23 protein-coding genes are annotated in these 24,658 nt (G+C 51.5%); 12 read left to right on the top strand and 11 right to left on the bottom strand.

All coding sequences use genetic code 11. The features are described 5' to 3' along the window. Positions 1-81: 81 nt before the first annotated feature. From otnI to ltnD, 4 genes are read right to left on the bottom strand one after another with little or no spacing between them, the layout of a single operon-like run. Positions 82-858: a 2-oxo-tetronate isomerase gene (gene otnI, locus P4S53_RS06220; protein ID WP_337111903.1), complete on the bottom strand. Its 777-nt coding sequence runs from the start codon at positions 856-858 to the stop codon at positions 82-84. Further along, a complete protein-coding gene (gene otnC / locus P4S53_RS06215) occupies positions 858-1,490 on the bottom strand; it encodes a 3-oxo-tetronate 4-phosphate decarboxylase (RefSeq protein WP_337111902.1) in 633 nt (210 codons plus the stop codon). Before otnC ends, otnI begins: the two co-directional genes overlap by 1 nt. Continuing rightward, positions 1,483-2,742 carry a 3-oxo-tetronate kinase gene (otnK, locus tag P4S53_RS06210; RefSeq protein WP_337111901.1) on the bottom strand — a complete coding sequence of 420 codons (1,260 nt, stop codon included), beginning with the start codon at positions 2,740-2,742 and terminating at the stop codon, positions 1,483-1,485. The genes otnC and otnK overlap by 8 nt, the downstream gene beginning before the upstream one ends. Positions 2,743-2,744: 2 nt before the next feature. Further along, complete coding sequence (gene ltnD, locus P4S53_RS06205; RefSeq protein ID WP_337111900.1) at positions 2,745-3,644, bottom strand: L-threonate dehydrogenase; 900 nt, start codon at positions 3,642-3,644, stop codon at positions 2,745-2,747. Between the two features lie 282 nt (positions 3,645-3,926). Here ltnD and P4S53_RS06200 point away from each other — a divergent pair, with 282 nt between their 5' ends. From P4S53_RS06200 to P4S53_RS06190, 3 genes are all read left to right on the top strand, one after another. After that, positions 3,927-4,685 carry a DeoR/GlpR family DNA-binding transcription regulator gene (locus tag P4S53_RS06200; protein ID WP_337111899.1) on the top strand — a complete coding sequence of 253 codons (759 nt, stop codon included), beginning with the start codon at positions 3,927-3,929 and terminating at the stop codon, positions 4,683-4,685. 109 nt (positions 4,686-4,794) lie between these two features. Further along, positions 4,795-5,619, top strand: a complete 825-nt coding sequence (locus P4S53_RS06195; protein ID WP_337111898.1) for a helix-turn-helix transcriptional regulator — start codon at positions 4,795-4,797, stop codon at positions 5,617-5,619. Positions 5,620-5,739: 120 nt separating this feature from the next. Beyond that, entirely contained in the window at positions 5,740-6,303 is a 564-nt protein-coding gene (locus P4S53_RS06190) for a DUF4145 domain-containing protein (RefSeq protein WP_337111897.1), read from the top strand. Positions 6,304-6,307: 4 nt separating this feature from the next. On the opposite strand, the gene P4S53_RS06185 is transcribed toward P4S53_RS06190, so the two are convergent. The 4 genes from P4S53_RS06185 to P4S53_RS06170 form a co-directional block, all read right to left on the bottom strand. After that, entirely contained in the window at positions 6,308-6,529 is a 222-nt protein-coding gene (locus P4S53_RS06185; protein WP_337111896.1) for a hypothetical protein, read from the bottom strand. Positions 6,530-6,676: 147 nt separating this feature from the next. Further along, a complete protein-coding gene (locus tag P4S53_RS06180) occupies positions 6,677-8,647 on the bottom strand; it encodes an LTA synthase family protein (RefSeq protein WP_337111895.1) in 1,971 nt (656 codons plus the stop codon). Positions 8,648-8,683: 36 nt separating this feature from the next. Further along, complete coding sequence (locus P4S53_RS06175) at positions 8,684-9,052, bottom strand: diacylglycerol kinase (RefSeq protein WP_337111894.1); 369 nt, start codon at positions 9,050-9,052, stop codon at positions 8,684-8,686. Positions 9,053-9,310: 258 nt separating this feature from the next. Then, complete coding sequence (locus P4S53_RS06170) at positions 9,311-9,760, bottom strand: Lrp/AsnC family transcriptional regulator (RefSeq protein WP_337111893.1); 450 nt, start codon at positions 9,758-9,760, stop codon at positions 9,311-9,313. 181 nt (positions 9,761-9,941) lie between these two features. Between P4S53_RS06170 and P4S53_RS06165 the strand changes: the two genes are divergently transcribed. Then, positions 9,942-10,871, top strand: a complete 930-nt coding sequence (locus P4S53_RS06165; RefSeq protein WP_337111892.1) for a DMT family transporter — start codon at positions 9,942-9,944, stop codon at positions 10,869-10,871. 12 nt (positions 10,872-10,883) lie between these two features. On the opposite strand, the gene P4S53_RS06160 is transcribed toward P4S53_RS06165, so the two are convergent. The 3 genes from P4S53_RS06160 to P4S53_RS06150 form a co-directional block, all read right to left on the bottom strand. Further along, positions 10,884-11,090: a DUF3283 family protein gene (locus tag P4S53_RS06160; protein ID WP_337111891.1), complete on the bottom strand. Its 207-nt coding sequence runs from the start codon at positions 11,088-11,090 to the stop codon at positions 10,884-10,886. 135 nt (positions 11,091-11,225) lie between these two features. Next, positions 11,226-11,870: a hypothetical protein gene (locus P4S53_RS06155; RefSeq protein WP_337111890.1), complete on the bottom strand. Its 645-nt coding sequence runs from the start codon at positions 11,868-11,870 to the stop codon at positions 11,226-11,228. 144 nt (positions 11,871-12,014) lie between these two features. Next, positions 12,015-12,530, bottom strand: coding sequence for a porin family protein (locus P4S53_RS06150; RefSeq protein ID WP_337111889.1), 516 nt, complete (start codon positions 12,528-12,530; stop codon positions 12,015-12,017). Between the two features lie 572 nt (positions 12,531-13,102). On the opposite strand from P4S53_RS06150, the gene P4S53_RS06145 reads away from it, so the two are divergent. The 8 genes from P4S53_RS06145 (at position 13,103) to tal (P4S53_RS06110) (ending at position 24,632) form a co-directional block, all read left to right on the top strand. After that, positions 13,103-13,273, top strand: a complete 171-nt coding sequence (locus tag P4S53_RS06145; RefSeq protein WP_337111888.1) for a XapX domain-containing protein — start codon at positions 13,103-13,105, stop codon at positions 13,271-13,273. 34 nt (positions 13,274-13,307) lie between these two features. Beyond that, on the top strand, positions 13,308-14,018 hold the full coding sequence (gene deoD / locus P4S53_RS06140) for a purine-nucleoside phosphorylase (RefSeq protein WP_337111887.1): 711 nt from the start codon (positions 13,308-13,310) through the stop codon (positions 14,016-14,018). 296 nt (positions 14,019-14,314) lie between these two features. Beyond that, the gene (locus P4S53_RS06135) at positions 14,315-15,793 is read left to right on the top strand and encodes a transposase (RefSeq protein WP_442958643.1); all 1,479 of its coding nucleotides are present in this window, start codon (positions 14,315-14,317) and stop codon (positions 15,791-15,793) included. A 152-nt stretch (positions 15,794-15,945) separates the two neighbouring features. Further along, a complete protein-coding gene (locus P4S53_RS06130) occupies positions 15,946-18,696 on the top strand; it encodes an ATP-binding protein (protein WP_337111885.1) in 2,751 nt (916 codons plus the stop codon). 281 nt (positions 18,697-18,977) lie between these two features. Further along, positions 18,978-19,928, top strand: a complete 951-nt coding sequence (gene tal, locus P4S53_RS06125; RefSeq protein WP_337111884.1) for a transaldolase — start codon at positions 18,978-18,980, stop codon at positions 19,926-19,928. A gap of 80 nt (positions 19,929-20,008) precedes the next feature. Continuing rightward, positions 20,009-21,997 (top strand): transketolase, encoded by a 1,989-nt coding sequence (gene tkt, locus P4S53_RS06120; protein WP_337111883.1) that lies wholly within the window; start codon positions 20,009-20,011, stop codon positions 21,995-21,997. 243 nt (positions 21,998-22,240) lie between these two features. Continuing rightward, positions 22,241-23,227, top strand: a complete 987-nt coding sequence (locus P4S53_RS06115; RefSeq protein WP_120512759.1) for a sugar-binding transcriptional regulator — start codon at positions 22,241-22,243, stop codon at positions 23,225-23,227. Between the two features lie 454 nt (positions 23,228-23,681). Then, a complete protein-coding gene (tal, locus tag P4S53_RS06110) occupies positions 23,682-24,632 on the top strand; it encodes a transaldolase (protein WP_337111882.1) in 951 nt (316 codons plus the stop codon). Positions 24,633-24,658 lie beyond the last annotated feature (26 nt).

Raw genomic sequence — 24,658 nt, 5'->3', positions numbered from 1 at the left:
TTCTATCTTGTCTTAAGTCTGTTGACGAAATGGTCGATGTCGCTTCCGTTGACAAACAGGTCCGTTTATAAATGGCTCGGTTTACAGATAAGGTGTGACCCAACCCAGGCCTTCTCGTGTGCCTTGTCGCGGGTTGTACTCGCACCCAATCCAGTCCTGATAACCTGACTTGTCCAGCTCACCGAACAGGAAAGGATAATTCACTTCACCCTCATCAGGTTCATGACGGTACGGCACGGACGCTATCTGCACATGGCCGATGTAATCCGCGACCTCTTTGATCAGAACAGACAGATCACCGTCCATAATTTGCGCGTGATACACATCGAACTGCAGTTTCACATTCGGCCGGTCGATGGCTTTGATCAGCGCGACAGCGTCACGCTGATGGGCCACAAAATAATTTGGCACATCACGGCTGTTGAGCGGCTCAATCATCACGCTGATACCGTGTGCGGCGAAGCGATCCGCGGCATAGCGCAGGTTACGGATAAAGGTTTCTCTGTGTGCTTCTGCCGAAAAGTCAGGACTGAGGATACCTGCCATGGCGTGCACCTTTTTACAGTTCAGTGCCTGCGCGTAATGCAGGGCGATCTCGACACTGTGCTCAAACTCTTCAATGCGATCCGGCAGTGCGGCAATGCCCCGCTCACCGGCCGCCCAGTCGCCCGGCGGCATATTAAAGAGCGCCTGCTCCAGCTGATGCGTGCTGAGTTGCTCTGCCAGCAGTTCCGCTTCATAGTCATACGGAAACAAAAACTCAACGGCTTTGAATCCGGCGTTACCGGCCTGAGCAAAGCGCTCGATAAAAGGCACTTCCGTGAACAGCATGGTGAGGTTGGCTGCAAATCTGGCCATTACTTTCCTCTCCCTTTCAGGTCGCTGACTTCCGCATCCGTCAGGTAACGAATAGCTTTACCCTCAAGCATCAATGCCAGTTTAGCGGTTTCTTCCAGCTCTTCGGCGTTATCCACCGCATCCCGCAGGTCTGTGCCGGTAATGACCGGGCCGTGATTGGCCAGCAGAAACGCGCGGTAGTCGGCCGCACGATTGGCCAGTTCGGTTGCAATTTGCGGATCGCCCGGACGCAGATACGGGATCACCGGCAGCTGACCAACCCGCATCACGTAATACGGTGTGAAAGGTTGAATCGCATTGTCAGGATCCAGCCCTTCCAGACACGACAGAGCCGTCAGGTAAGTCGAGTGTAAATGCACAATGGCATTACAATCTGGGCTGTTGCGGTAAATCGCCAGATGGAACGCAATTTCTTTTGACGGGCGATCGCCCGACAAATGATTGCCGTCGATATCCACCACAGACAAACGTTCCGCCACCAAACGTCCGAAGGAAGAGCCTGTTGGCGTGGTCAGAAAATTGCCGTCAGGGAGTTTCAGAGACAGATTTCCTGCCCCACCGGTGGCATAGCCCCGCTCAAACATCGAACGGGCAAGCGTCACCATGTCTTCTCTTAACGCTTGTTCAGTCATGGAAAAATCCTTGTGCAGTCGTAAAAAATGATTCGTCACCAAAGTTGCCGGATTTCAGTGCCAGCGACAGATCCTGATCGATCGCGGTCACCCAGGGCACACCAGGGGCAATTTGCGGGCCAATATGGAAGCCTTTCACGTCAAGGCTCTGGGTCACTACCCCGGATGTTTCGCCGCCAGCAACAATGAAGTTACGCACACCCTGTTCGCGCAATCTGTGTGCCAGCTGACTGAAAAACTGCTCCACCGCCTGGCTGGACGCCTGCGCACCGTACTGAGCCTGTATCACTTTCAGCAGCTCAGGATTGGCGGTCGCATACACCATCGGCGCATACTCACCGCCCAGGTGTTCCATCACCCAGTCGCACACGAGGTTGGCGTAATTGTCATCGCTCAGGCAGGCCTTCACATCCAAAGCAAAGTGCGGCGCCACACGCTGATACTGGGCCACCTGCTTGTTGGTCATCACGGAACACGAGCCCGACAGCACGACAGTGTTCCCGGCTTGCGGATGACCGGCCGACAGTGCTTCGCCCGGCTTGGCCTGCGCAGTCACCCAGTTTCGGGCAATGCCGACAGCCAGCCCTGAGCCCCCTGTCACCAGTTTGAGGTTTTTACAGGCCTCGCCAATCGTGATCAGATGCTGGTCGTTGAGCGTATCAAGCACGGCGTACTGCACGCCCTGAGCACGCAACTGGTCAAAGGCCGTCACAACAGCGTCTGTCCCCTGATCCAGGGTCTGGTAATTTACCAGGCCGCTCACGCCCTGCGCTTGGGCATTCATCAGGCGCACCAGATTAGCATCAGTCATCGGGGTCACCGGGTGGTGACGCATGCCGGATTCGCTCAGCAGCTCTCCGTTAACAAACAGATTGCCGTGACAGACAGTCCGGCCATTGACCGGCAACGATGGACAAATCACAGTAAACGATTCATTCAGTTCCGCCAGTAAGGCATCCGTGACCGGCCCGATATTGCCCTGGGCGGTGCTGTCAAAGGTGGAACAATATTTAAAGTAAAACTGCTGACAACCGGCGGCCTGCAACCAGCGCAATGCCGCGACAGAGTCGCTGACGGCCTGATCCACAGGGCAGGAGCGGGATTTCAGGCTGATGACCACAGCATCAGCGTCTGCACTCAGCGAGTCGGCAGGCACGCCGTTGAGCTGAATGGTCTTCATGCCGTTGGCAACCAGAAAACCGGCGATGTCTGTGGCACCGGTAAAATCGTCGGCGATAACTCCGAGTAACATAATTAACGCTCCTTTTTCGGCAGTGTGATGCCCGAGAAAATCTTGATCACGGCGCTGTCGTCTTCCTGACCAAAGCCGGCATTGCTAGCCTCGGTAAACATATTGAGCGCGGTGCTGGCAAGCGGCAGCGGGAAGTGCATTGCTTTCGCGCTGTCGGCCACCAAACCCAGATCTTTGACAAAAATATCAACCATAGAAGTCGGGGTGTAATCCCCCTCTACCACATGCTTCATGCGGTTTTCGAACATCCAGGAATTGCCCGCTGCGTTGGTGACCACCTCGTACATCAGATCCAGCGGAATCTCAGCACGGGCCGCCATGGCCATGGCTTCAGCGCCCACCGCAATGTGCACGCCGGCCAAAAGCTGGTGAATAATTTTCACCGTCGAGCCTTTACCAATCTCCGGCCCCACGTTGTAGACTTTGGCCGCAACCGCATTTAACACAGGTTGCAACTGGTCAAATACCGCCGGCTCACCGGATGCCATCACAGTCAGCTCCCCGCTGGCCGCTTTGGCAGCACCGCCCGACACGGGCGCATCCAGCATGCGTAAGTCGTATTGTGCCAGTTTGGCTGCAATCGCTTTGGCATCATCGGCAGAAATCGTGGCGCACACCATCACAGGCGTACCGGCTTTTAACCTTGCAGCCAGACCCGACTCAAACAACACAGCGTTCACCTGCTTGGCATTGACCACCAGCACAATCACGGCATCAAGCTGAGCTGCAAAATCCGTGCATTGGCCAGATGTACCCTTTGCGCCTGCAGCAGCCAGTGCCTGACGAGCCGCATCGCTCAGATCAATACCGTATACATCAAACCCGGCCCGGATACAGGACGTTGCAACGCCCATCCCCATAGACCCCAATCCGATCACCGCAACAGCATGCATTTTGCTCATTGTGCTGGCCCTTTTGTTATATTTTGTGAATTAATGTTCATGTTTGTGATTCTAGGTGCTGACCCAGGATCATTCTGCCGAGTTCGTCACAAAAATTAACACACACGTACACATCCGATCTGATCTTTCTGGTGAATCCATTCGTGCTCTCTTATCTAACCCATATAAATCAGCATGTTATATTTCACACATTCTCACCACGCCTAACAAAAATTCACACCAGCAACACATGAACGTGTTAGACTTGATGCCGTTATTGATCAGTGTGAGCGAAAAAAACCTATGATTCCTGCTGAACGTCAACGGGCCATCCTGGCCTTATTAGGTAACCAACAAGTCATCAGCATCAGTGAGCTGACACAGCATCTGGATGTGTCGCACATGACCATTCGCCGTGATATTGCCAAGCTGGAGGCCGACGGCCGGGTGATGTCCGTCTCAGGTGGCGTGCAATTATCTGAATCGATTCATATTGAGCTGCCCCACGACGATAAAATCGCCCGGCAACGGGATGAAAAAGCCAGAATCGGGCAACATGCGGCCAGCTATATCAAGCCACACAGTACGGTTTATCTGGATGCGGGAACCACAACGCTGGAAATCGCGCACCAGTTGAACCACAGAGATGATCTGACCGTGATCACCAATGATTTTGCCATTGCCGCGTATCTGATGGCGCACTCGGACTGCATGCTGTATCACACCGGCGGGAAAGTGGATCGCCATAATCAATCCTGCGTGGGAGACAAAGCGGTGTCTTTGTTAAGGGAAATGAATGTGGATATGGCGTTCATCTCATCGTCTTCCTGGAATCAACGCGGCATCTCGACGCCCAGCGAAGACAAAGTCACGGTGAAACGGGCGATTGTGGCCGCAGCCAAAACCAATTATCTGGTCACAGACGCGTCGAAGTACGGCAAAGTTGCGACCTTCCATGCGCTCGACATCAGCAGCTTTGACAGAGTGATTACTGACCAAGCCCTGTCAGAAAGCAGCCTGCATGATTTCGCCGAAAAAGGCATTTCAGTCGACAGGGTTTAGGGCGCCTTGCCCACACAGGTTGATCACGAACAGACAATTTCGTACAAAACAGCCCACGGGCAAATAAGTTACAGTGCCGGATAACACTAGGGATTTCAAAGGCAGGATCATGGGCAGGCAGAAAGCGAAGATCACCTACGGGCAGGTGGATGAATTGGATGGCCTGGCATATCTCAATGCTGATTATATTGAGCAGACCTTCTCCCGCCACGCTCACGAAGGGTATTGTATCGGTGTGATCAGCGAAGGTGCCCAGGGGTTTTACCACAACGGCGCCGAGCATCTGGCGCCACAAAACACCATTATTCTGGTGAACGCAGACGAGATTCATACGGGCTACTCTGCCACGGAAACGGGCTGGAGTTATCGCGCCCTGTATCCGTTGCCCCAGCATTTTGAACACATCAGTCAGGACTTAGGACAGCCTGAATACGGCGCGCCTTACTTTCGTCAGTCTGTGGTGAAAGATGATGCATTAGCCGCCAGTTTACGTCATTTGTTCAATACGCTGGACCATTCTGAGGATACCCTGCTCAGGGAAACCCTGATCTACACGACATTGACACAGCTGGTACTCAAGCATGGCGGTTCCCGGCTGAATGTCCAACCGGCCAAAGGTTCAGCACAGTCACTGTATCTGGTGAAAGAGTTTCTGGATGAGTACCCGCAATGGCCCATCAGTCTGACAGAACTGGCAACGCTGGCCTGTATGACCCCTTTCAGCCTGGTGCGGGCCTTCAAACGCCAATTTGGTTTACCGCCGCACGCCTATCAGATCCAGGCCAGGCTCAGGCTGGCCCGACACATGCTCAAACGCGGACTCTCGATTAAAGATGCTGCCGCAGAAGCAGGGTTTCACGACCAGAGCCATTTTCACCGCCATTTCAAAAGTGCTATGGGCATCACGCCCGGCCATTATATGAAACACGTATAATTATTTTTCCTGCTACATTCATAAACACCGCTGACAAATTACGTCTTTTCGCCCTGTCCGGTCATTTAACATGGTTCTAAGCCACTAAATAGTAAAACTTTATCAGCAAGGAAGGCTGTTATGATCATTGCATCCGCGTTTTCCCTCGTCTTTCTGGTTCTGGCATACACCCATGTGTTTGTCGATACCATCGATGTTGATGCCATCACGATTGTACTGATGGTACTCGCCACCCTGCCCTGGGTATTTCCTTACCTGAAATCGCTGGAACTGCCAGGGGGGATCAAAGTTGAAATGAAAAACGTGCTGGAAAAGGTTGAGCAGGCTGCGGCTGAAATTGATGAGTCCGAGCAACCCAGCGGGTATCAGGGGGTGGATGCAGCCCTTGCCTTTATTGCCCTCCGGGTAGAGATAGAAAAAATCGTCCGCCGGTATCAGCCAGATCTGCGCTCAAGCCGTTATTCTCTGCCCGCGCGGCTGCACAAACTGGCAAAAGAAAACGTGATCAATCAACACTTAGCCGATGCCTTGCTTGATATCGTTAAGCTGGGCAACGCCGCCTCTCAGGGGCAATTTGTTCACTCAGAAGAAGCGGAGTTGATCTTGATGCGCTCCGGTCCGTTGCTGGACAAACTGGAACAGAACCTGAGCCAGTCCAGTATGGCGCAGTCGGCAGTGGTTTAACCGGTTAAGGCAGTTTTTCTATGTCTTCCTTAATCTGGTAGCCCTTGTCGGTCACTATCTTTTCCAGTACGGTCAGCCGCTCTCTGAGTTCGGCCATTTCCACTCTCAGGGCTTCCGCCTCCTGACTGGCAAGACGATCACTGTCCTTCTGTTTTGCCTGCTGACGAAGATATTGCTGGACGATAAGCGCACCAAAAATGATGGCGATAATCCAAACCGCTGTCATAAATACTCTCCCTGACTGAATACCGATAATCGCATTTCAGGTTCAGCGTAGCACCAATTTGATGCTCAGCCGTAGCGTCCAATCTACTCCTTGTGATACACAATCACCAAAAAGAAAAAGCCGCCTGTTCAAAGGCGGCTCAGTCATTTAGTGGCTCACTGCCATCGCTTGTTGATCCGTCTGCGGCGGCAGACGATAACGCCCTTCCCTGTAGAGCTTGCCACCCAGCAAGGCATGGGCCAGCGCACGCTGGGATTCCTGCTCAGAAATACCTGACGGCGTGAGTGTCTGCCGGGTAAAGTCGTACTGGTAGCCAATGGGCGCTTTACCCGGCTGCAGCACAACCAGCTTATCTTTCGTCAGATAACCGAAGTTCTTATCAAACTGCATCATTGCCCGCTGATATTCAGGCGCGATCTCTTTGGTCATGTCATGGCCAATCATAGGCGATGTGTTATCAGCACCGATCAGCGACAGCAAAGTCGGGGCCATATCAATGTTGCTGGCAAGGCGATCGTCCTGACGAGGCTGAATATCCCCGCCCAGAATGACGGCCGGAATGTGAAAGCGGTCAACCGGAACCGGTACATGACCTTCGGCACGGGCATCATGGTCGGCAATGACAATGAAAACCGTGTCTTTCCAGTATTCAGATTGCTTGGCTTTGGCGAAAAACTCGCCTAAGGCTTTATCAGAATACTTCACCGCGTTATTGCGGGTATGTTCAGGTTGTTCATACAGTTCGATTTCACCATCGGGGAATTCGTACGGTGAGTGATTACTACTGGTGAACACCAGGCTGAAGAATGGCTGACCGGTTTGATGCAGCTTAGTAAATTGTTTGTCTGCCATCTGATACAGATCCTGATCCGACGCGCCCCAGGAACCAACAAACTTCGGATTAACAAAATCAGGCAAATCAACAATGTCTTCAAAACCATTGCCCAGGAAGAAAGACTTCATATTGTCAAAATGGCTTTCTCCACCATAGATAAACTGGGTGTGGTATCCCTGACGGTCCAGCAGCTCAGCGATGGTATAAAACCCGGTCTGGCTTTTACTTAACTTCACAACCGCGCGGGAAGGCGTCGGGGTAAAACCGGTTGTCATGGCTTCAATACCACGCACAGAGCGCGTTCCTGTGGCATAGACCTGAGTGAAGTTCCAGCCTTCTTGCATCAGGGCATCCAGATTCGGCGTGAGCGGCAAGCCACCTAAACCACCGACGAAACGTGCACCCAGGCTTTCCTGAAGCAGGATCACCAGGTTTTTCTTCCCTGTCACACTTGGCAGATTGGTATTCAGTGTTGGAATGTCATCTGACAAGAAAGCTTCGGGACGGCCAGACGACGCACGCACCGTGGCAATGATGTCCTCCAGCGGCATCGTTCCGTAAAACTCTTCCGCGCTCTTTTCAGAGGCCATGTTCTTCGCGGCAAAAATAACTGAATACGAGGAGTTCAGTGTCAGATCGTTGAGCAAAGGATCGGTAGAAAACGCCACCATGGCCGGATTCAGCGGCCGGTGCTGGAAAGTTGAACGCGCCCCCATCACACCAAGGGCCACCACAACAATTGCCAGCACAGGGCGCCAGTACCAGCGCGGAGCCGCCAAATCACGTACAGCGTAACCACTGAGTAACCAGCCGAGGCCCAGGGTTAACAGCGATCCAATCAGACCGACAGCCAGTTCCAGCTTATAGCCGACCCACAGCATGCTGAAGACTTCTTTCGGATAGATCAGGTATTCGAGAAACAAACGGTTCGGCCGTAAATTGTATTCGCTGATAAAACTTGGGGTCGCCAATTCCATGTACACCAGCACCCACAAACCGGCCACCAGCCATAGCCGGAGAATAAACAACCAAATCTGTCCCAGAAGGCCTTTCGTCGGCAGCAATGCCAACAGCATCGAAGGAAGAATCAACAACCAGCAAAGTGTCGAGACATCGACTCTGATGCCGGATAACAGGATTGATGGCCAATCTTGCCAGCTGGTAATGTGATCAACCTGCCAGAGGGTAAGCACTAGGCGGGACACACTGAGCAGAATCAGTGACAGCAGAGCAAACAGGACGATGGGAAACATCACCCCGGATATAGATTTCAGTTTTTGCATTACATAGAGATCCAAATATTTGGTATCGCCAAAGGATTACCAAAACAGCTTAAGGATAATCGCCAGCCAAATGCCGCCGGTCAGCAGCAGAGAAATGAATACAGCCGCAGAGCCGATGTCTTTCGCTCGGCCACTTAACTCATGAAATTCGCTGCCAACGCGGTCGACCACAGCCTCAATCGCTGAATTGAGCAGCTCAACGATCACAACCAGAAATAAACTGGCCACAAGCAAGATGTGCTCGATAAAACTGACAGGCAGGAAAAATGAAATAGTTGTTAATACAACAAGCAGAATAATTTCCTGTCGGATCGCCGCCTCATGCTGCCAGGCGGCTTTCAGTCCTTGAACTGAGTAGCCTGTTGCTTTCACAATGCGAACTAGCCCAGTGTTGCCAGGTTTCATAGAAGTCCTTTGATGAATCGAAAAGTCGGGTGAAAATAGTAAAGTTTTGCTTTGCCGACAATCAGCAATAACTCAGGTATGAGATTGATCCAGCATCTTGTGTCATGAAATTATCATTTTGTGATCTCAAGCGCTTTCTTGCTTAGGGTTAATGACGCCGACGTTAATGCTAAAAAACGCACGTATACTGGCAAGGAAATCTTAAGATTGGCTTAAGAAACGCAGGCTAATTCTTACCTGCGCCATCAATATGCTGATCTAGATAGGTAATTGCTGACCGGTTTTGACCGTCCGGATTGCCAGGTTTGTATGAATATCTTTGACCATGGTCAGGGTCTGTAGCTTGCGGATGAAAGCTTCGTAATGGGGCAGATCTCTGGCGACCACTTCTAACAGATAATCATGGGCTCCGGAGATCACATGCGCGCTGATCACCTCAGCCATCCCTGACATGACCTGTTCAAACTCATCTATGGGTTGATCCCTGTGATTATTCAGGCTGACATTGACAAAAAAGGTCATCATCAATCCCAGTTTCTGTCTGTCCAGGGTAGCCTGATACCCGGCGATAATACCGTCTGATTCCAGCTTCTTTATCCGTCTGGCACAAGGTGACACCGACAGACCCACCTTATCGGCGATCTCAGCGGTGCTTTGCCGCGCATCGCGCTGTATTTCAGACAGAATCTGCTTATCTTTTTTATCCATCACGCCCGTATCCCTGTCGTTTCGCTACTCATCATTCAGACTAAGTTAGTAAAATGAGTCGCTAATTTGAACTTAATTGGAAAATTTAACCAATAAATAATAAATGGATAGTTAAGTTTGCCAACTATTATCGCGTGCTTTTGCGGATACTGAAGTCACTACAATCGCAAGGATTACGCTGATGCAACATCACACGCCCTCAAAGCTGACCGGACTGCTCGCCATGACCGTCACGTTAATGATCTGGTCCGGTTTTTTTATTTCGCTGCGGGCCTCCAGCCAGTCAGATCTGACCATCGCCGATATTGCCCTGATACGCTTTGTTCCCGCCGCCCTGCTGTTTGGCTGGTTGTGCCGGCATAAAGCCAGGCACATTTTTCAGACCCCAAAGCGGTACTTAGTGCTGATATGCTGGGGGGCAGGGCTACCCTATCTGTTTATCGCCGGATACGGTTTGCATTATGTGCCCGTTGCGGATGGCGCTTCCTTAATCCCGGGCACTCTGCCCCTGCTTGTGTCTGGCATTGCCGTTGTCTGCTTTGGCGAACCACTTTCACCGATGCGCCGGACAGGCTTAGCGTTTATCGCGCTGGGCGTCGTGTGCTTTGTTGCCAAATCACTGGCGGGCGGGCAACCCGGTATGCTGATGGGCTATGCCATTTTGTTAGTGGCGAGTTTGAGCTGGGCCTGGTTTACCATAGCGATGCGCGTCTCTGGCCTGTCAGCAATCGAAGGGGCCGCTGTGATTGCAATATCCGGGTGTGGCCTGCTGCTGGCTGGCTTTCTCAGCCAGACAATGACGTTTCATTTGCTGTCGGTGGACACTGAGGAAGTGATGTACCATTTTCTGGTTCAGGGAGTCGGTGTCGGGATAGTTTCCAGCCTGTGTTATACCTTGGCCATTTCACGGCTGGGGGCTGAAATGAGTGCCGCGCTGGGTGCTTTTACGCCGGTTTTAGCGGCACTGATGGCAATTCCACTGTTTTCCGAACCACTCACCGGGCAAACCATGATTGCCATGGCGTTGATTGTGATCGGCGCGCTCACGGCCAGCGAAGTCATGCCGGTCCCCATCAACAGGCGTAAAACAGTGAAAAAAGCCATGCGTTAACTTGAGGTGCTGTCAGGCAATGCCCATCTGGTTTTTGTATTTCTCAACCGCTTTTTCATAGAAAGCACGTTCGTCATCATCAGAAATACTTTCTGCCTGATTCAAAAACACTTCAGGCCCGGCTTTGCCGTTTTTTAACTGCCAAACGGCGTAAGCCGCCTGCTTATCGAGTTCAATGCGGTTTTTCTCGGAAGCCGATAACAAAGAAAGATTATGCATGGTTTTCCTTACAATTACGGAGTCAACGCTTGGATTTGACGATCTGGCGACATAGTAACGAATTCAGCGTTAAAGTGAAGCGCGGCTTAGCCTGCCCCGTTAACATCAATACGCTGAGTATCTGTCAGCCTCTGATCAAAAACCGAGATGAGCTGTCACCACCCAGGTGAATACCACAACGATCATCGCGATTAAAGTGACACTGAGGACAGGATTCAGAGTACGCCGATTGGGGTGACGTATTGCATCAATGACGCTGGGTTCATCGCGGTTCCTGTCCGGTTGTGAGAACTGGTGAAAATGAGTTTGTGCTGTGCTGATACAATCCTGCTCACCATCGATGACCTGGGCATCAAACCATCTGTGCCTGTCGACCAACCGTTCAGCTGGTACATTTCGCGGCGAACCAAATTGCCCGGTTCTGGGCTCAATGATACTGATCACCAAGAGTTGTTTTGACTCGCCCCACACCCAGCAGGGCAGAAAATTACCCTGAATATCGACCCGGCACGGAAAAGGATAAGTGTCATTCTTCAATAATTGGGAAACTGGCATGCCCGGAGACTGCAGTGCCTGCTGCGCATTTTCAAGCCAGGGATCAATGGCATCTCGGAAAACATTCTGTCGCAGCGGTAACAGGCGAGACAGACCGCGCAAAATGAACGCCTGACAATCCGGCCGTACCTGATTCGTTTGCCAGTAATCCTGCACCGGCCCCCATTCCGACAACGCCAGAAAAACAGCCCGGTAGGTTTTCTCATATCGTTCAAAATTGGTCATGAATGCCTCCGCCGCAATCGGCGTTGTTTATCCTGGCTGATCACCGGATAAACAACCCCATGAACAGAACACAATACGGGTTGCGGGCAGAAGAGGTGTTGATCTCACGCCTGTTTTCCTGCTGTAGTCAGCATTTACCCAGGTTTACAAGCCAAATCCTACGCTCAAAAGAATCGCGTTGCTGTCAACATCTCCCATATCCCGGTATTCATAGCCGAGTGTCAAATCCAGCAAAGGGATAATCCCCAACACGAAACCGGCGCCGCCGGCAAATCCCCAGCCATCATCCTTGTGTGTCACGCCGGATAATTTACGATCCACATCGTAATAGTTCGTGCCGGCTCTGGCATAAATACTCCCCACCAGCAGTGGGATATCAGCCTGCAGTGTCAGCGGCACAGAGGTATAATCAATATCATTTTTTGCCGATGACAACGATGAATCCACTTCCGCACTACCAATGGCTAACCCGGCATTGACACTAAAAATACTGGTCACCTGATAAGACGCATTGACCCCGTACTCATACCCATAATCAGAGTTACCGTCATACTCCAGGCGGGATGCCCCCGCGTTGGCCCCGACAGATAAACCTAAAATTTCAGCGCTGGCTGGCAGGCTTAACATTGCAAGCGCCGCTGATAGCATCAATTTCTTCATGTGAACGTTCCTTCGTAGCAAAAAAGTGAAAGCTGTCGTTGCAGACTGTGCCCAATTAATCAATAGCCTATATCCTTATTTTCGCCAACTAAACACATCTAAAAAACAAGCAGATACTTATCTGACTCTGTGTTTTTTTCTCCTGTATCACACACCAGAGAGCATCACGCAAAACAATGATATCGATTACACCCATTTTCACCCTTTTCCTGAATAAAACCATCTCACCCAACTGCGAAAAAGCGACATAAATTCACACAAGCCACTGTTATTTAGATATTTATACTTAAATTTTCGTTTTTATTCATCATGTTGAATAACTCAATACAACAATAAAACGCAAACGATTAACCTCCTGTTTTCAACAGATATGGTAAATAACTCTGGATCGACGGCTGAACAATCAATAAAATGTGACTCGCTTCAAAAGTTGCACTGGGTAACTTCACTAGACTGGCTCCCTGATTCAGCAACAGTTCTTCACTGGCTCTCATTGGGTGTCTGCCACTGCTGTGCTGATATTTTTTCAGATAAGACGTACCACTTGAGTACGACATACAGAGGGTAAACACATGAACGAGATTCTGCTTGCAACGATTGCAGGAATCGTTGTCGGTCTTTTCTTCAGTGCAGTCAAACTGCCACTGCCCGCTCCGCCAGTGCTGTCTGGCATCATGGGAATCGTAGGTGTTTACCTGGGTGGTATGGCATACCAAGCAGTGGTTGAACGTTTCTTCTCGTAATTTTTTTAAACGAATAACTTGTCAGGAGTCCGCTATGGCTACCCCGCATATCAATGCCGAATTTGGTGATTTCGCAGAAACAGTACTGATGCCAGGTGACCCGCTGCGTGCGAAACTGATCGCAGAAACGTATCTGGAAGATGCCAAAGAAGTCTGCAATGTACGCAACATGTTTGGATACACAGGCACCTATAAAGGCAAGAAAGTGTCTGTGATGGGCCATGGTATGGGTATCCCGTCCTGCTCTATCTATGTTCACGAACTGATCAAAGACTTCGGTGTTAAGAACGTCATCCGTATCGGCAGCTGCGGTACAGTGAGCGATGACATCAAGCTGATGGACATCGTGATCGCTATGGGCGCATCCACCGACTCCAAAGTGAACCGCATCCGTTTTAACAACCATGACTTTGCCGCCATTGCCGATTTCCACCTGCTGGAAACAGCGGTAAACCAGGCACGTGAGCAAAACGTGCCGGTACGTGTCGGTAACGTGTTCTCTGCGGATTTGTTCTACAGCCCTGAAGCAGACCTGTTCGATAAGATGAACAAGCTGAACATTCTGGGTGTCGACATGGAAGCTGCCGGTATCTACGGTGTTGCCGCTGAGCTGGGTGCGAAAGCACTGACCATTCTGACCGTGTCTGACCACATTACCCGTGGCGAGCACCTGAGTTCTGAAGATCGTCAGAAGTCATTCCACGCGATGATGCAAGTAGCGCTGGAAACGGCGATCACTATCTGATGCATCTGATCCGGTCTGTCACATACAGGCCGGATTGTACATTGAAGGCCGGCGCCAATGCTCGGCCTTCGTCAAGGATTAGTCAGCTCAATCAGGGGATTTGCCTGTCGCAGCTCAAAAATTGGTAAAATGTGGCGTCTTACACAATTTGAAGCGGGTTTACCCGGGCGACAATGCTATGCCTGGCAGTTTGGGCCAACTAATGGGTGCTGAGTCATCGTATCCAGTCATGACTCGGCACCTTTTTCCGGACATGATTTCGGTAGAGTCTGTACACCAGGGGAGTGGCAAGCATGATGACAAAGCAAAAACATTCTGCAGCCTTGCCGCCAGCCAGCGGGCACTGGCAGTTCAATCATTGCAAAACCGTGCATTGCCAAAACTTTGGTTCCCGTAACCCGGACGACTATATCATTCAGAGGACGAATCCAAACCGTCCTGCATTCATTTGCAAAGAATGCGGCGCCTTTCCTCCCCTAATCAACAATCATAATGTCATCGCAGAATGGCGTTACCTGAAATTACAGCAAAGTCATGGCTTACCTGCCTGCAATCATCTGGACTGTGACAATCTGGGATTGCCCGTACTGACCCATCGCCACCTGTATCATGCTTTTGGCTACAGTGGTGATCGGCAGCGTTATCGCTGTAAAAATTGTCAGGCGACCTTTGTCGACCGGTGGTCTGGTTTTAATCCTAAACACCAGATTCAGCAAAAGCTGCTTGCCCTGCTGTTTACCGGCCACCCCATCCGGGATATCTGCCGGCGACTGGGTATGAATCCAAAAACGTTTTATGACCAGCTGAATCACATTGCCAGCCGCTGCCGCCGGCAACTCTCGGTTTTCGATACCCGTTTACTGCAAAACCGCTCACAGCTGGCATTAACTTGTACGCTCAGCCCACTTCAGCCCCACGCGGCTAATGGCGTTTACTGGATTGCCAGTTGCGAAGCCAATTCTGGCTATGTTCTCAGCCAGCACATTAACTATCACCCCGAACAGGCAGGCACACCCGATGCTCTGCATGATCCTTACAGCCCGAATGCCCGATTCCTTGCCAGACAGGAAAACAGCGTGCAGGCAACCGCGCAGGCAGCGCCTCAGGGCTTGCTAGCGAAAGTCGATGCAAAATATCGCGAAGTGTTATCAAGACCGCATTTGGAAGATCCAAGCAGTGATCAGCACATTGAGCATTTCCCGGTCAAAGGCAATCTGATCAGGCCTCAGTATGCGGTTTATGCGCATTTTTTACAGCTCGATGAACAAGTGAGTGATGACACTCAGCTGATGCTGTTCATGCCGCAAGAGCCTCTGTTGCGTTCGGCTTGTCTGTCTGTATTTCTGGACAGAATTCGTGCCGGCACAATTGAACCTGTGTATGTAGAAGAAGACCCGGATTGGCCGCAGGGTAATGCAGCGGGACGTATCGACATCGTTTTGCTGGGATGGTGGCGCGACCGATGGGCATTTACCCGCGATGGTGAGATAGGCAAAGGCATCTGTCATTTAGGCGGCGAAAAAGATAATGAAGCCAGATGGCTGCAGCTTGCGACTCACCGTGAAGTTGATAACTATCAACAAAGGTTTTATCAGCAATTCGCGCAGTTGGTTGATGAGCCCAGAAGAAAAGCCAGACCTGGCGGTTTACTGCCGCTGCTGGATATTTACCGCGCCTGGCACAACCTGTGCCGGCAAGATCGCAATGGCTTAACACCCGCCCAGCAATTGGGAATTATGACTTCGCCGTTGACATTAGAACAGTTACTGAATTAATCCAGCAGCCTTGTTTTCTGTTTAACGATACCGCAGACCACGCAAATCAATCATTTTGTTCGCTCAACTTCACTTACCAATCATACTTTGGCATATAATCTTCAGTGCGTGATCTTTATTGATAAGTAACAAAAAAGTTCTGAGGTGATGTGGTGATAAGGATAGTCCCCAATCGAATCAAGCCAATTTTACTGGTGAGCATGCTCGCGGTGGGCATTCTTCCTGCGTATATCTATGGCTGGATTAGCAGTGAGAAACTCAATGAAGTCGCGCTGGACAGAATTGCAGACGGCATTAATGCCCGCAATAATATTGTGGCCCAGAGTCTGGACCAGACACATACGCTACGACTGAAAAACCTGGATTTATTAAGCCACTCCCCTGTTTTTTCACGCCCGCCAGAAGAAATCGGCCAGTTTTTTCATAACTTCGGGCAGACTGACTCCTCTTTTGCCGCGATGCATCAGGTGCGCGAGAAAGACGATGGCTATTATCTGAATGCGACTTCAAGTCAAGGGCTCACCATTCATGACATTGATGCCCCGGATTTGGAGACTATCGAAAAAACACTGGTCAAAAATAATACCTATATCTCTCATCCCCGAGTCAAAAATGGTGAACTCACGGTATTTCTGGCCAAAAAAATTAAGCAACAACCGGATGGCTTTCTGCTGATTGAATACAAAATGGATGACATCAAACAGCAACTGAAACAGTTAGGAAGTGAAGTTGCCCCAAGCGACAATGTCTATCTGACCGATATTGATGGCAGATTACTACTGAGCAGCCATGCCACAGAATACGCCATCCATCATTTCACCCAATTCTACAAAGCCAACCTGATAGCAGGGTCAGGTTCTCTGTCTTCCTTCTTACCGTTCAAACCCGGAATCATCAATTACCAGGAGGATGATGGCGAAGCGATGATCGCAGCGGTGGTCCCCTCACAGATTAAAGACACAGAAGGCATGCCGGTCTGGTCCCTGATCACTGTGACCTCACAAAATAGCGCCATCAGTGTGATTGATGAATTACACCATTTCCTTCTGCTTGCGCTGGCAATGATCAGCGTGTTCATCCTTTTACTTGCCATCGCACTGACGAAGCGAATTACCGGCCCGATTGCAAAACTGACTCGCTTCGCCTCCCAGTTCCGCTTAGGGGATTACCAGCCAAACCCCTCCTTTGAAGGCCCTTATGAGTTTCAGTTACTCAATGACGCGCTCAATCAGGGGGCTGACAAAATTTCAGCGGATACGAAGCGCCTCAATCAGGCGCTGGAAAAAGCCAAATCGGCGGATAAAGCCAAATCGGCATTTCTGGCCAATCTGTCCCATGAAATACGCACGCCCATGAACGGAATGCTGGGTTTGTCGCAACTGTTGCTGAAAACCCAATTGACCGCAGAACAAAAGCACCACCTGAACACCCTGCTCGATTCGGGTAAGCACATGATGTCCTTACTGAACGATATTCTGGATTTCTCTAAAATTGAGCAAGGCCAGCTGAAACTGGATAAAACGCATTTTTGCTTTACCGACCTGGTCGGCACGATTGAAAGTACCTACTACTCACTGGCGAAAGAAAAAGGCCTGGCGTTCAACATTGATTGTGGCTTTGACCAGGGAACCTGGTTCTACGCCGACAAATCCCGTATCCGTCAGATTCTGTTTAACCTGATCAGCAATGCCATTAAATTCACCGACAAAGGCCATGTCAGAGTCCGTATGAGACGAACGCTGCTCACTGGGGGGCAACAACAGCAACTGACGATTGTGGCCGAAGATACCGGCATCGGCATCGCACCGGAGCGTGTCGCCCTTGTTTTCGACCCTTTCGCGCAGGCTGAAGTCTCGACCAGCCGGCGCTATGGCGGCACCGGCCTTGGGCTGAGTATTGTCAAACAGCTGGCAGAATTAATGGGCGGCAATGTCGAACTGACCAGCGAACCTGGCATTGGCACATCTGTGACCGTCAACCTGTGCCTTGATACCGGCACCCCTCAGGAAGAGCTGATCGAAAACATAGAGATCGACAGAGAAGTCTTTGCCGGATTACACGTGCTGGTTGTTGAAGATAACCACCTCAACATCCTGATTATGGAAAGTTTTCTTCAGCAATGGGGATTTCATACCCACACGGCAGAAAATGGACAAGAAGCATTAGACATGATGCAGCACCAATCCTACGATTTGATCCTGATGGATAATCACATGCCAGTGATGGACGGTCTGGAATCAACCCGCCGAATTCGTTCCCTGCCGGAACCTTACTGCATTGTCCCAATCTTCGCTTGCACCGCAGATGCGTTTGAGGAAACACAGAAAAATATGCTGGATGCCGGGGTGGACTGTGTGATCACCAAACCTCTGGACGAACGAAAATTACTCGATGCGCTCCAACGCTTTCGCCACCGTATCGACTACATGGCATCTCTTCGCCAGCGGACATTCAAGCAGCCCGATTTTAGAGAACAATCTGTTCTGAACGACGACTTAACGATCCTCAACCACATAGAGCTACCGTCCAATCAAACAATATTTGATTTGAATCAGATCACACAGATAGACACAAAAGAGCTGCTGGAAATGCTGGATCAGGACAAGGATATGATTGCGTACTTCCTCACCATTTTCGCAGATGATCACCAGGACTACGACCAGAAGATCCGCCATGCCATCCAGGACAATGATTTGGAACTGGCAAAGTTACTCAGTCATACCCTGAAAGGGGCCTCCGCCAGTCTTTGCGCGAAGCGGATCAGTCACAGTGCCATGATAGTCGAGAAGCAACTGAAATCTGCGCAGATCCCCTCGGAATCTGAACTTGATGCGATGTCACAAGCTTTATCAGCACTTTGTCACGAAATTCGCAGCCAGCAACACACTGTCGATATGGGGTAATCCATTCAGGCTGATCAACCCCTACGATCTCAGCCTGAATGATCACCAAAACCATAACGCGGTTTCAAGCACCTGTTTTGTCCCTTGCACAGTGCCGAAAGAATGTTTGACAAAACCGTTTGAATTGGGCTTCGCGATTGACATCGACACAGAAAAATTTAATTATCGGGACATCAAATATTTTGCTTCGATCCATATGTTCAGAGCATCGGACATGGCTTCAAAAGAACAGTCACAGACCAAACTTAAGGTTTGTACAAACACAGCAAAGGACAAGAGATATGAGCACCAAACTGGAACAGCTGCGCGCACTCACTACTGTTGTTGCCGATACCGGCGACATCGAAGCGATTAAGAAATATCAACCACAAGATGCCACCACCAACCCTTCCCTGATCCTGAAAGCCGCAGAGATTGAACAGTACGCACCGCTCATCGACGATGCGATTGCTTATGCCAAAGCGCAAAGCAGCGATAAAGCACAGCAAATCGAAGACGCCGGGGACAAGCTGGCGGTCAACATCGGTAAAGAAATCCTCAATGTGGTACCGGGCCGCATCTCCACTGAAGTGGATGCACGCCTGTCATACGACACCGAAGCCAGCGTGGCCAAAGCCCGCAAGCTGATCAAAATGTACAACGATGCCGGCATCAGCAACGACCGCATCCTGATCAAACTGGCGTCGACCTGGGAAGGGATCCGCGCGGCTGAGATTCTGGAAAAAGAAGGCATCAACTGTAACCTGACTCTGCTGTTCTCGTTCGCCCAGGCCCGTGCCTGTGCTGAAGCCGGTGTCTTCCTGATCTCGCCGTTCGTCGGCCGCATCATGGACTGGTACAAAGCCAAAGAAGGCCGCGACTTCGATGCTGCTGAAGATCCGGGCGTGCTGTCAGTCACGGCTATCTACAACTACTACAAAGCCCTGGGCTACAACACGGTTGTGATGGGCGCAAGCTTCCGTAACACCGGTGAAATCCTGGAGCTGGCCGGCTGTGACCGCCTGACCATCAGCCCGCAGCTGCTGCAGGAGCTGTCTGAAGCACAAGGCGACGTGGTTCAGAAACTCTCTGCTGATGTGGCGTCTGAAGAGCGTCCGGCACCGATGACGCATGCAGAGTTCCTGTGGGATCACAACCAGGACCCAATGGCGATTGAGAAGCTGGCGGAAGGGATCCGTAACTTCGCGATCGACCAGGGTAAGCTGGAAACCATGATCGAAGCGCGTCTGTAATCCCGTTTCAATTTGAGAGCAGCACAACGCTGCTCTCACTCGTTTTATGACCAACCTGTATTGAGTAAGAAGAATTAATTATGGATCGTAAAGTATTAGCGAATGCTATCCGTGCCCTGAGCATGGACGGTGTACAACAGGCCAACTCCGGCCACCCGGGCGCCCCGATGGGGATGGCAGACATCGCAGAAGTGTTGTGGCGTGACCACCTGAACCACAACCCGCAAAACCCGAACTGGGCTGACCGCGACCGCTTCGTGCTGTCTAACGGCCACGGCTCGATGCTGATTTACTCCCTGCTGCATCTGAGCGGCTACGAGCTGGCGATTGACGATCTGAAAAACTTCCGTCAGCTGCACTCCAAAACCCCGGGCCACCCGGAGTACGGCTACGCGCCGGGCATCGAAACCACCACAGGCCCGCTGGGTCAGGGCATCACCAATGCGGTGGGTATGGCGATTGCTGAAAAATCGCTGGCTGCACAGTTTAACCGTGACGGCCACGACATCGTGGACCACTACACCTATACGTTCCTGGGCGACGGCTGCCTGATGGAAGGGATTTCGCACGAAGCCTGCTCTCTGGCCGGTACTCTGGGTCTGGGTAAACTGATCGCCTTCTGGGATGACAACGGCATCTCCATCGACGGTCACGTGGAAGGCTGGTTCTCTGATGACACACCAAAGCGTTTTGAAGCCTACGGCTGGCATGTGATCCCTGCGGTTGACGGCCACGATGCGGCCGCCATCAACGCAGCGATTGAAGCGGCGAAAGCCGATCCTCGTCCAACCCTGATTTGTACCAAAACCATCATTGGTTTCGGTTCGCCGAATAAAGCCGGTTCGCACGACTGCCACGGTGCCCCGCTGGGTCACGACGAAATCGCCGCCGCCCGTGAATTCCTGGGCTGGCAGCACGGTCCGTTCGAAATTCCTGCCGACGTTTACGCGCAGTGGGATGCCAAAGAAGCGGGCGCCGCCAAAGAAGCCGCCTGGAATGAAAAACTGGCCGCGTATGAAGCTGCACATCCGGAACTGGCTGCCGAGTTCAAACGCCGTGTGAACGGTGAACTGCCGGCCCAGTGGGAAGCAGCCACCAGCCAGATCATTGCTGATCTGCAGGCCAACCCGGCCAACATCGCTTCCCGTAAAGCCTCTCAGAATGCGCTGGAAGCATTCGGCAAAATCCTGCCTGAATTCATGGGCGGCTCTGCAGACCTGGCACCTTCGAACCTGACCATGTGGTCTGGCTCGAAATCACTGACCGCGGATGACGCATCCGGTAACTACATCCACTACGGTGTGCGTGAGTTCGGTATGACGGCCATCATCAACGGTATCGCCCTGCACGGCGGTTTCGTCCCTTACGGCGCCACCTTCCTGATGTTCATGGAATATGCCCGGAACGCCATGCGTATGGCTGCGCTGATGAAAGTGCAGAACATCCAGGTTTATACCCATGACTCGATCGGTCTGGGTGAAGATGGTCCAACGCACCAGCCAGTTGAGCAAATGGCGTCTCTGCGTCTGACCCCGAACATGAGCACCTGGCGTCCGTGTGACCAGGTTGAATCTGCAGTGGCCTGGAAACTGGCCATCGAGCGTAAAGATGCGCCAACCGCGCTGATCTTCTCGCGTCAGAACCTGGCTCAGCAAGAACGTAACGAACAGCAGGTTGCAGATATCGCCAAGGGTGGTTACATCCTGAAAGACTGCGCGGGCAAGCCTGAGCTGATCCTGATTGCCACCGGCTCTGAAGTAGAGCTGGCGGTGAACGCAGCGGCCGAGCTGAGCGCAGAAGGCAAGCAGGTGCGTGTGGTGTCTATGCCATCGACCGATGCCTTCGACAAGCAAGACGCGGCTTACCGTGAGTCTGTGCTGCCATCTGATGTAACTGCCCGTATCGCCATCGAAGCCGGTATCGCCGATTTCTGGTACAAGTACGTTGGTTTTGACGGCCGCATCATCGGCATGACCAGCTTCGGTGAATCTGCACCGGCTGGCGAGCTGTTCAAGCTGTTCGGCTTCACCACTGAAAACGTGGTCAGCACCGCGAAAGAGCTGCTGTAAACCGAAAAGAGAGAATCTCCACCGCCCAAGCGGTGGCTCCATGATTCAAAAGGTCTGGCATTGATGTCAGACCTTTTTTATCACCTCAACCGGCATTGATCCGCCTTCCGCCATGCTGATACAGAAGAGACAGGCAAATCAGTGCGGCAATCAGAATGCGGCACAAAGTGCATGACGGCTAACATTTGTTAAGCGCTTTTGAATCCATTACACTGATTCCTCATCTGTGTACGGAACACCGCTATGACCACTTCACCGCCGACCGCTTCTTTTGACCATCAGCTCGAAGATACAGACCTGCTCACTGAAATTGCCATTTTGTATTACCAGCAAAGTGCCACGCAGGAAGAAATCTCGAAAAAATTTGGGATCAGCCGTCCTAAAGTCAGCCGGTTGCTCAGAAAAGCGCGCGAAGAAGGGATCGTGGAAATTACCGTCAAGTTCCACCCGATCCACAGTGCCCAGCTTGAGCAGCGCTTGATGGACAGGTTTAACCTGAAACGTGCCTTGATTGCTCTGGATCAGCCCAGTGCACAAGAGCAGCGAATGCAAGTCTCGACGCTGGTATCGGCCTATCTGGACGGTTATCTTAGAGACGATGTCGTTGTCGCGGTCGGTCAGGGACAGAATGTTGCGGCTGTCGCCGATCATCCCGGTATTGTTTCCCATCGCAATGCGAGATTTGTGTGTGCCATCGGCGGAACCCACCGCAGCGGCGATACCATTAATGCGGATCATATCTGCCGTCGGCTGGCCAAAAAATTTGGTGGCACCAGCGAAACACTCTATGCACCCGCCTATGTCGACAGCGAAGTCACTCAGCAGGTGTTCATCACCCATCCCAATGTCAGTGAAACCCTGAATCAGGCCCGAAAAGCGGAGTTCGCCTTAGTTGGTATTGGTGACATGGACGAAAACAGTCATATGGTGAAGTTGGGATGTTTTACGGCAAAAGAGTTTGTCGAAGCCAGACTCAATGATGGCATTGTCGGCGATATTGGTGGCTTTGACTTCTTCCGTCTGGATGGACAGCAAGCAGGAACGCTGATGCGGGGCCGGGTTGTCGGTCTGGAGATGTCTGATTTGCGCCGTATCCCGAATGTGATTGCAATGGCCAGTGAAAGCCGAAAGGCACTGGCGATTCTGGGGGCGTTAAGAACGGGCGTGATTGATGTGCTGGCGACCAGCGCAAGTTGTGCGATGGCATTACTGAACATGTCAGATTCATAAGCACAGCAGGCAGCAGATCAGTTATGCCAGTCGTTGCTGATACGCTCTGCAGGGTGAACAAAATTACACTCATACTATTTTTGTTCACCTTTTGCCTGATGCACTGAGACAGCCAGCGCGTTCTTCTCGTCTTCTTTCAGCGCTGAAAAGACGTCAACCTGAACTACACCTCGCCATCTTGCTGATAAATAGCAACTTTTACTTTATCCTCTCTATCATTACCGCTCAAGCGTGTTGAATTCAGCACATTGTTCAGCGTTCACCTTGTCAGACGCTGTCACGAATCAGGCACATTTCTCTATGATCAACTGCAACGTAGGGTTTGACATTTGTGGCAAAAAGCTCAAATATGAACACTTCATTTGCTCAGGTACATTACATTCGTTCATGCGTAATGAACCGCAACAGAGCAAGAACGTCATTTCTTACCACATATCAAAAAGGTTTTACTGAGATGAGCACCAAACTGGAACAGCTGCGCGCACTCACTACTGTTGTTGCCGATACCGGCGACATCGAAGCGATTAAGAAATACCAACCGCAAGATGCCACCACCAACCCTTCCCTGATCCTGAAAGCCGCAGAGATTGAACAGTACGCACCGCTCATCGACGATGCGATTGCTTATGCCAAAGCGCAAAGCAGCGATAAAGCACAGCAAATCGAAGACGCCGGCGACAAGCTGGCGGTCAACATCGGTAAAGAAATCCTCAATGTGGTACCGGGCCGCATCTCCACTGAAGTGGATGCACGCCTGTCATACGACACCGAAGCCAGCGTGGCCAAAGCTCGCAAGCTGATCAAAATGTACAACGATGCTGGCATCAGCAACGACCGTATCCTGATCAAACTGGCATCGACCTGGGAAGGGATCCGCGCTGCAGAAGTGCTGGAAAAAGAAGGCATCAACTGTAACCTGACTCTGCTGTTCTCGTTCGCCCAGGCCCGCGCCTGTGCTGAAGCCGGTGTGTTCCTGATCTCGCCGTTCGTCGGCCGCATCATGGACTGGTACAAAGCCAAAGAAGGCCGCGACTTCGACGCTGCTGAAGATCCGGGCGTGCTGTCAGTCACTGCTATCTACAACTACTACAAAGCCCTGGGCTACAACACGGTTGTGATGGGCGCAAGCTTCCGTAACACCGGTGAAATCCTGGAGCTGGCCGGCTGTGACCGCCTGACCATCAGCCCGCAGCTGCTGCAGGAGCTGTCTGAAGCACAAGGCGACGTGGTTCAGAAACTCTCTGCTGACGTGGCGTCTGAAGAGCGTCCGGCGCCGATGACGCACGCAGAGTTCCTGTGGGATCACAACCAGGATCCAATGGCGATTGAGAAGCTGGCGGAAGGGATCCGTAACTTCGCGATCGACCAGGGTAAGCTGGAAACCATGATCGAAGCGCGTCTGTAATCCCGTTTCAATTTGAGAGCAGCACA

Source organism: Photobacterium sp. Hal280, from assembly GCF_037162255.1.
In the GTDB taxonomy this organism is placed as follows: domain Bacteria; phylum Pseudomonadota; class Gammaproteobacteria; order Enterobacterales; family Vibrionaceae; genus Photobacterium.
The sequence above is the reverse complement of the archived record's forward strand: the minus strand, read 5'-3'. Positions and strand labels throughout refer to the sequence as shown.

Excerpts from the sequence above, each read along its gene's own strand:
- otnI (WP_337111903.1), bottom strand. The coding sequence starts at position 858 with ATGGCCAGATTTGCAGCCAACCTCACCATGCTGTTCACGGAAGTGCCT.
- otnC (WP_337111902.1), bottom strand. The coding sequence starts at position 1,490 with ATGACTGAACAAGCGTTAAGAGAAGACATGGTGACGCTTGCCCGTTCG.
- otnK (WP_337111901.1), bottom strand. The coding sequence starts at position 2,742 with ATGTTACTCGGAGTTATCGCCGACGATTTTACCGGTGCCACAGACATC.
- ltnD (WP_337111900.1), bottom strand. The coding sequence starts at position 3,644 with ATGAGCAAAATGCATGCTGTTGCGGTGATCGGATTGGGGTCTATGGGG.
- P4S53_RS06200 (WP_337111899.1), top strand. The coding sequence starts at position 3,927 with ATGATTCCTGCTGAACGTCAACGGGCCATCCTGGCCTTATTAGGTAAC.
- P4S53_RS06195 (WP_337111898.1), top strand. The coding sequence starts at position 4,795 with ATGGGCAGGCAGAAAGCGAAGATCACCTACGGGCAGGTGGATGAATTG.
- P4S53_RS06190 (WP_337111897.1), top strand. The coding sequence starts at position 5,740 with ATGATCATTGCATCCGCGTTTTCCCTCGTCTTTCTGGTTCTGGCATAC.
- P4S53_RS06185 (WP_337111896.1), bottom strand. The coding sequence starts at position 6,529 with ATGACAGCGGTTTGGATTATCGCCATCATTTTTGGTGCGCTTATCGTC.
- P4S53_RS06180 (WP_337111895.1), bottom strand. The coding sequence starts at position 8,647 with ATGCAAAAACTGAAATCTATATCCGGGGTGATGTTTCCCATCGTCCTG.
- P4S53_RS06175 (WP_337111894.1), bottom strand. The coding sequence starts at position 9,052 with ATGAAACCTGGCAACACTGGGCTAGTTCGCATTGTGAAAGCAACAGGC.
- P4S53_RS06170 (WP_337111893.1), bottom strand. The coding sequence starts at position 9,760 with ATGGATAAAAAAGATAAGCAGATTCTGTCTGAAATACAGCGCGATGCG.
- P4S53_RS06165 (WP_337111892.1), top strand. The coding sequence starts at position 9,942 with ATGCAACATCACACGCCCTCAAAGCTGACCGGACTGCTCGCCATGACC.
- P4S53_RS06160 (WP_337111891.1), bottom strand. The coding sequence starts at position 11,090 with ATGCATAATCTTTCTTTGTTATCGGCTTCCGAGAAAAACCGCATTGAA.
- P4S53_RS06155 (WP_337111890.1), bottom strand. The coding sequence starts at position 11,870 with ATGACCAATTTTGAACGATATGAGAAAACCTACCGGGCTGTTTTTCTG.
- P4S53_RS06150 (WP_337111889.1), bottom strand. The coding sequence starts at position 12,530 with ATGAAGAAATTGATGCTATCAGCGGCGCTTGCAATGTTAAGCCTGCCA.
- P4S53_RS06145 (WP_337111888.1), top strand. The coding sequence starts at position 13,103 with ATGAACGAGATTCTGCTTGCAACGATTGCAGGAATCGTTGTCGGTCTT.
- deoD (WP_337111887.1), top strand. The coding sequence starts at position 13,308 with ATGGCTACCCCGCATATCAATGCCGAATTTGGTGATTTCGCAGAAACA.
- P4S53_RS06135 (WP_442958643.1), top strand. The coding sequence starts at position 14,315 with ATGACAAAGCAAAAACATTCTGCAGCCTTGCCGCCAGCCAGCGGGCAC.
- tal (WP_337111884.1), top strand. The coding sequence starts at position 18,978 with ATGAGCACCAAACTGGAACAGCTGCGCGCACTCACTACTGTTGTTGCC.
- tkt (WP_337111883.1), top strand. The coding sequence starts at position 20,009 with ATGGATCGTAAAGTATTAGCGAATGCTATCCGTGCCCTGAGCATGGAC.
- P4S53_RS06115 (WP_120512759.1), top strand. The coding sequence starts at position 22,241 with ATGACCACTTCACCGCCGACCGCTTCTTTTGACCATCAGCTCGAAGAT.
- tal (WP_337111882.1), top strand. The coding sequence starts at position 23,682 with ATGAGCACCAAACTGGAACAGCTGCGCGCACTCACTACTGTTGTTGCC.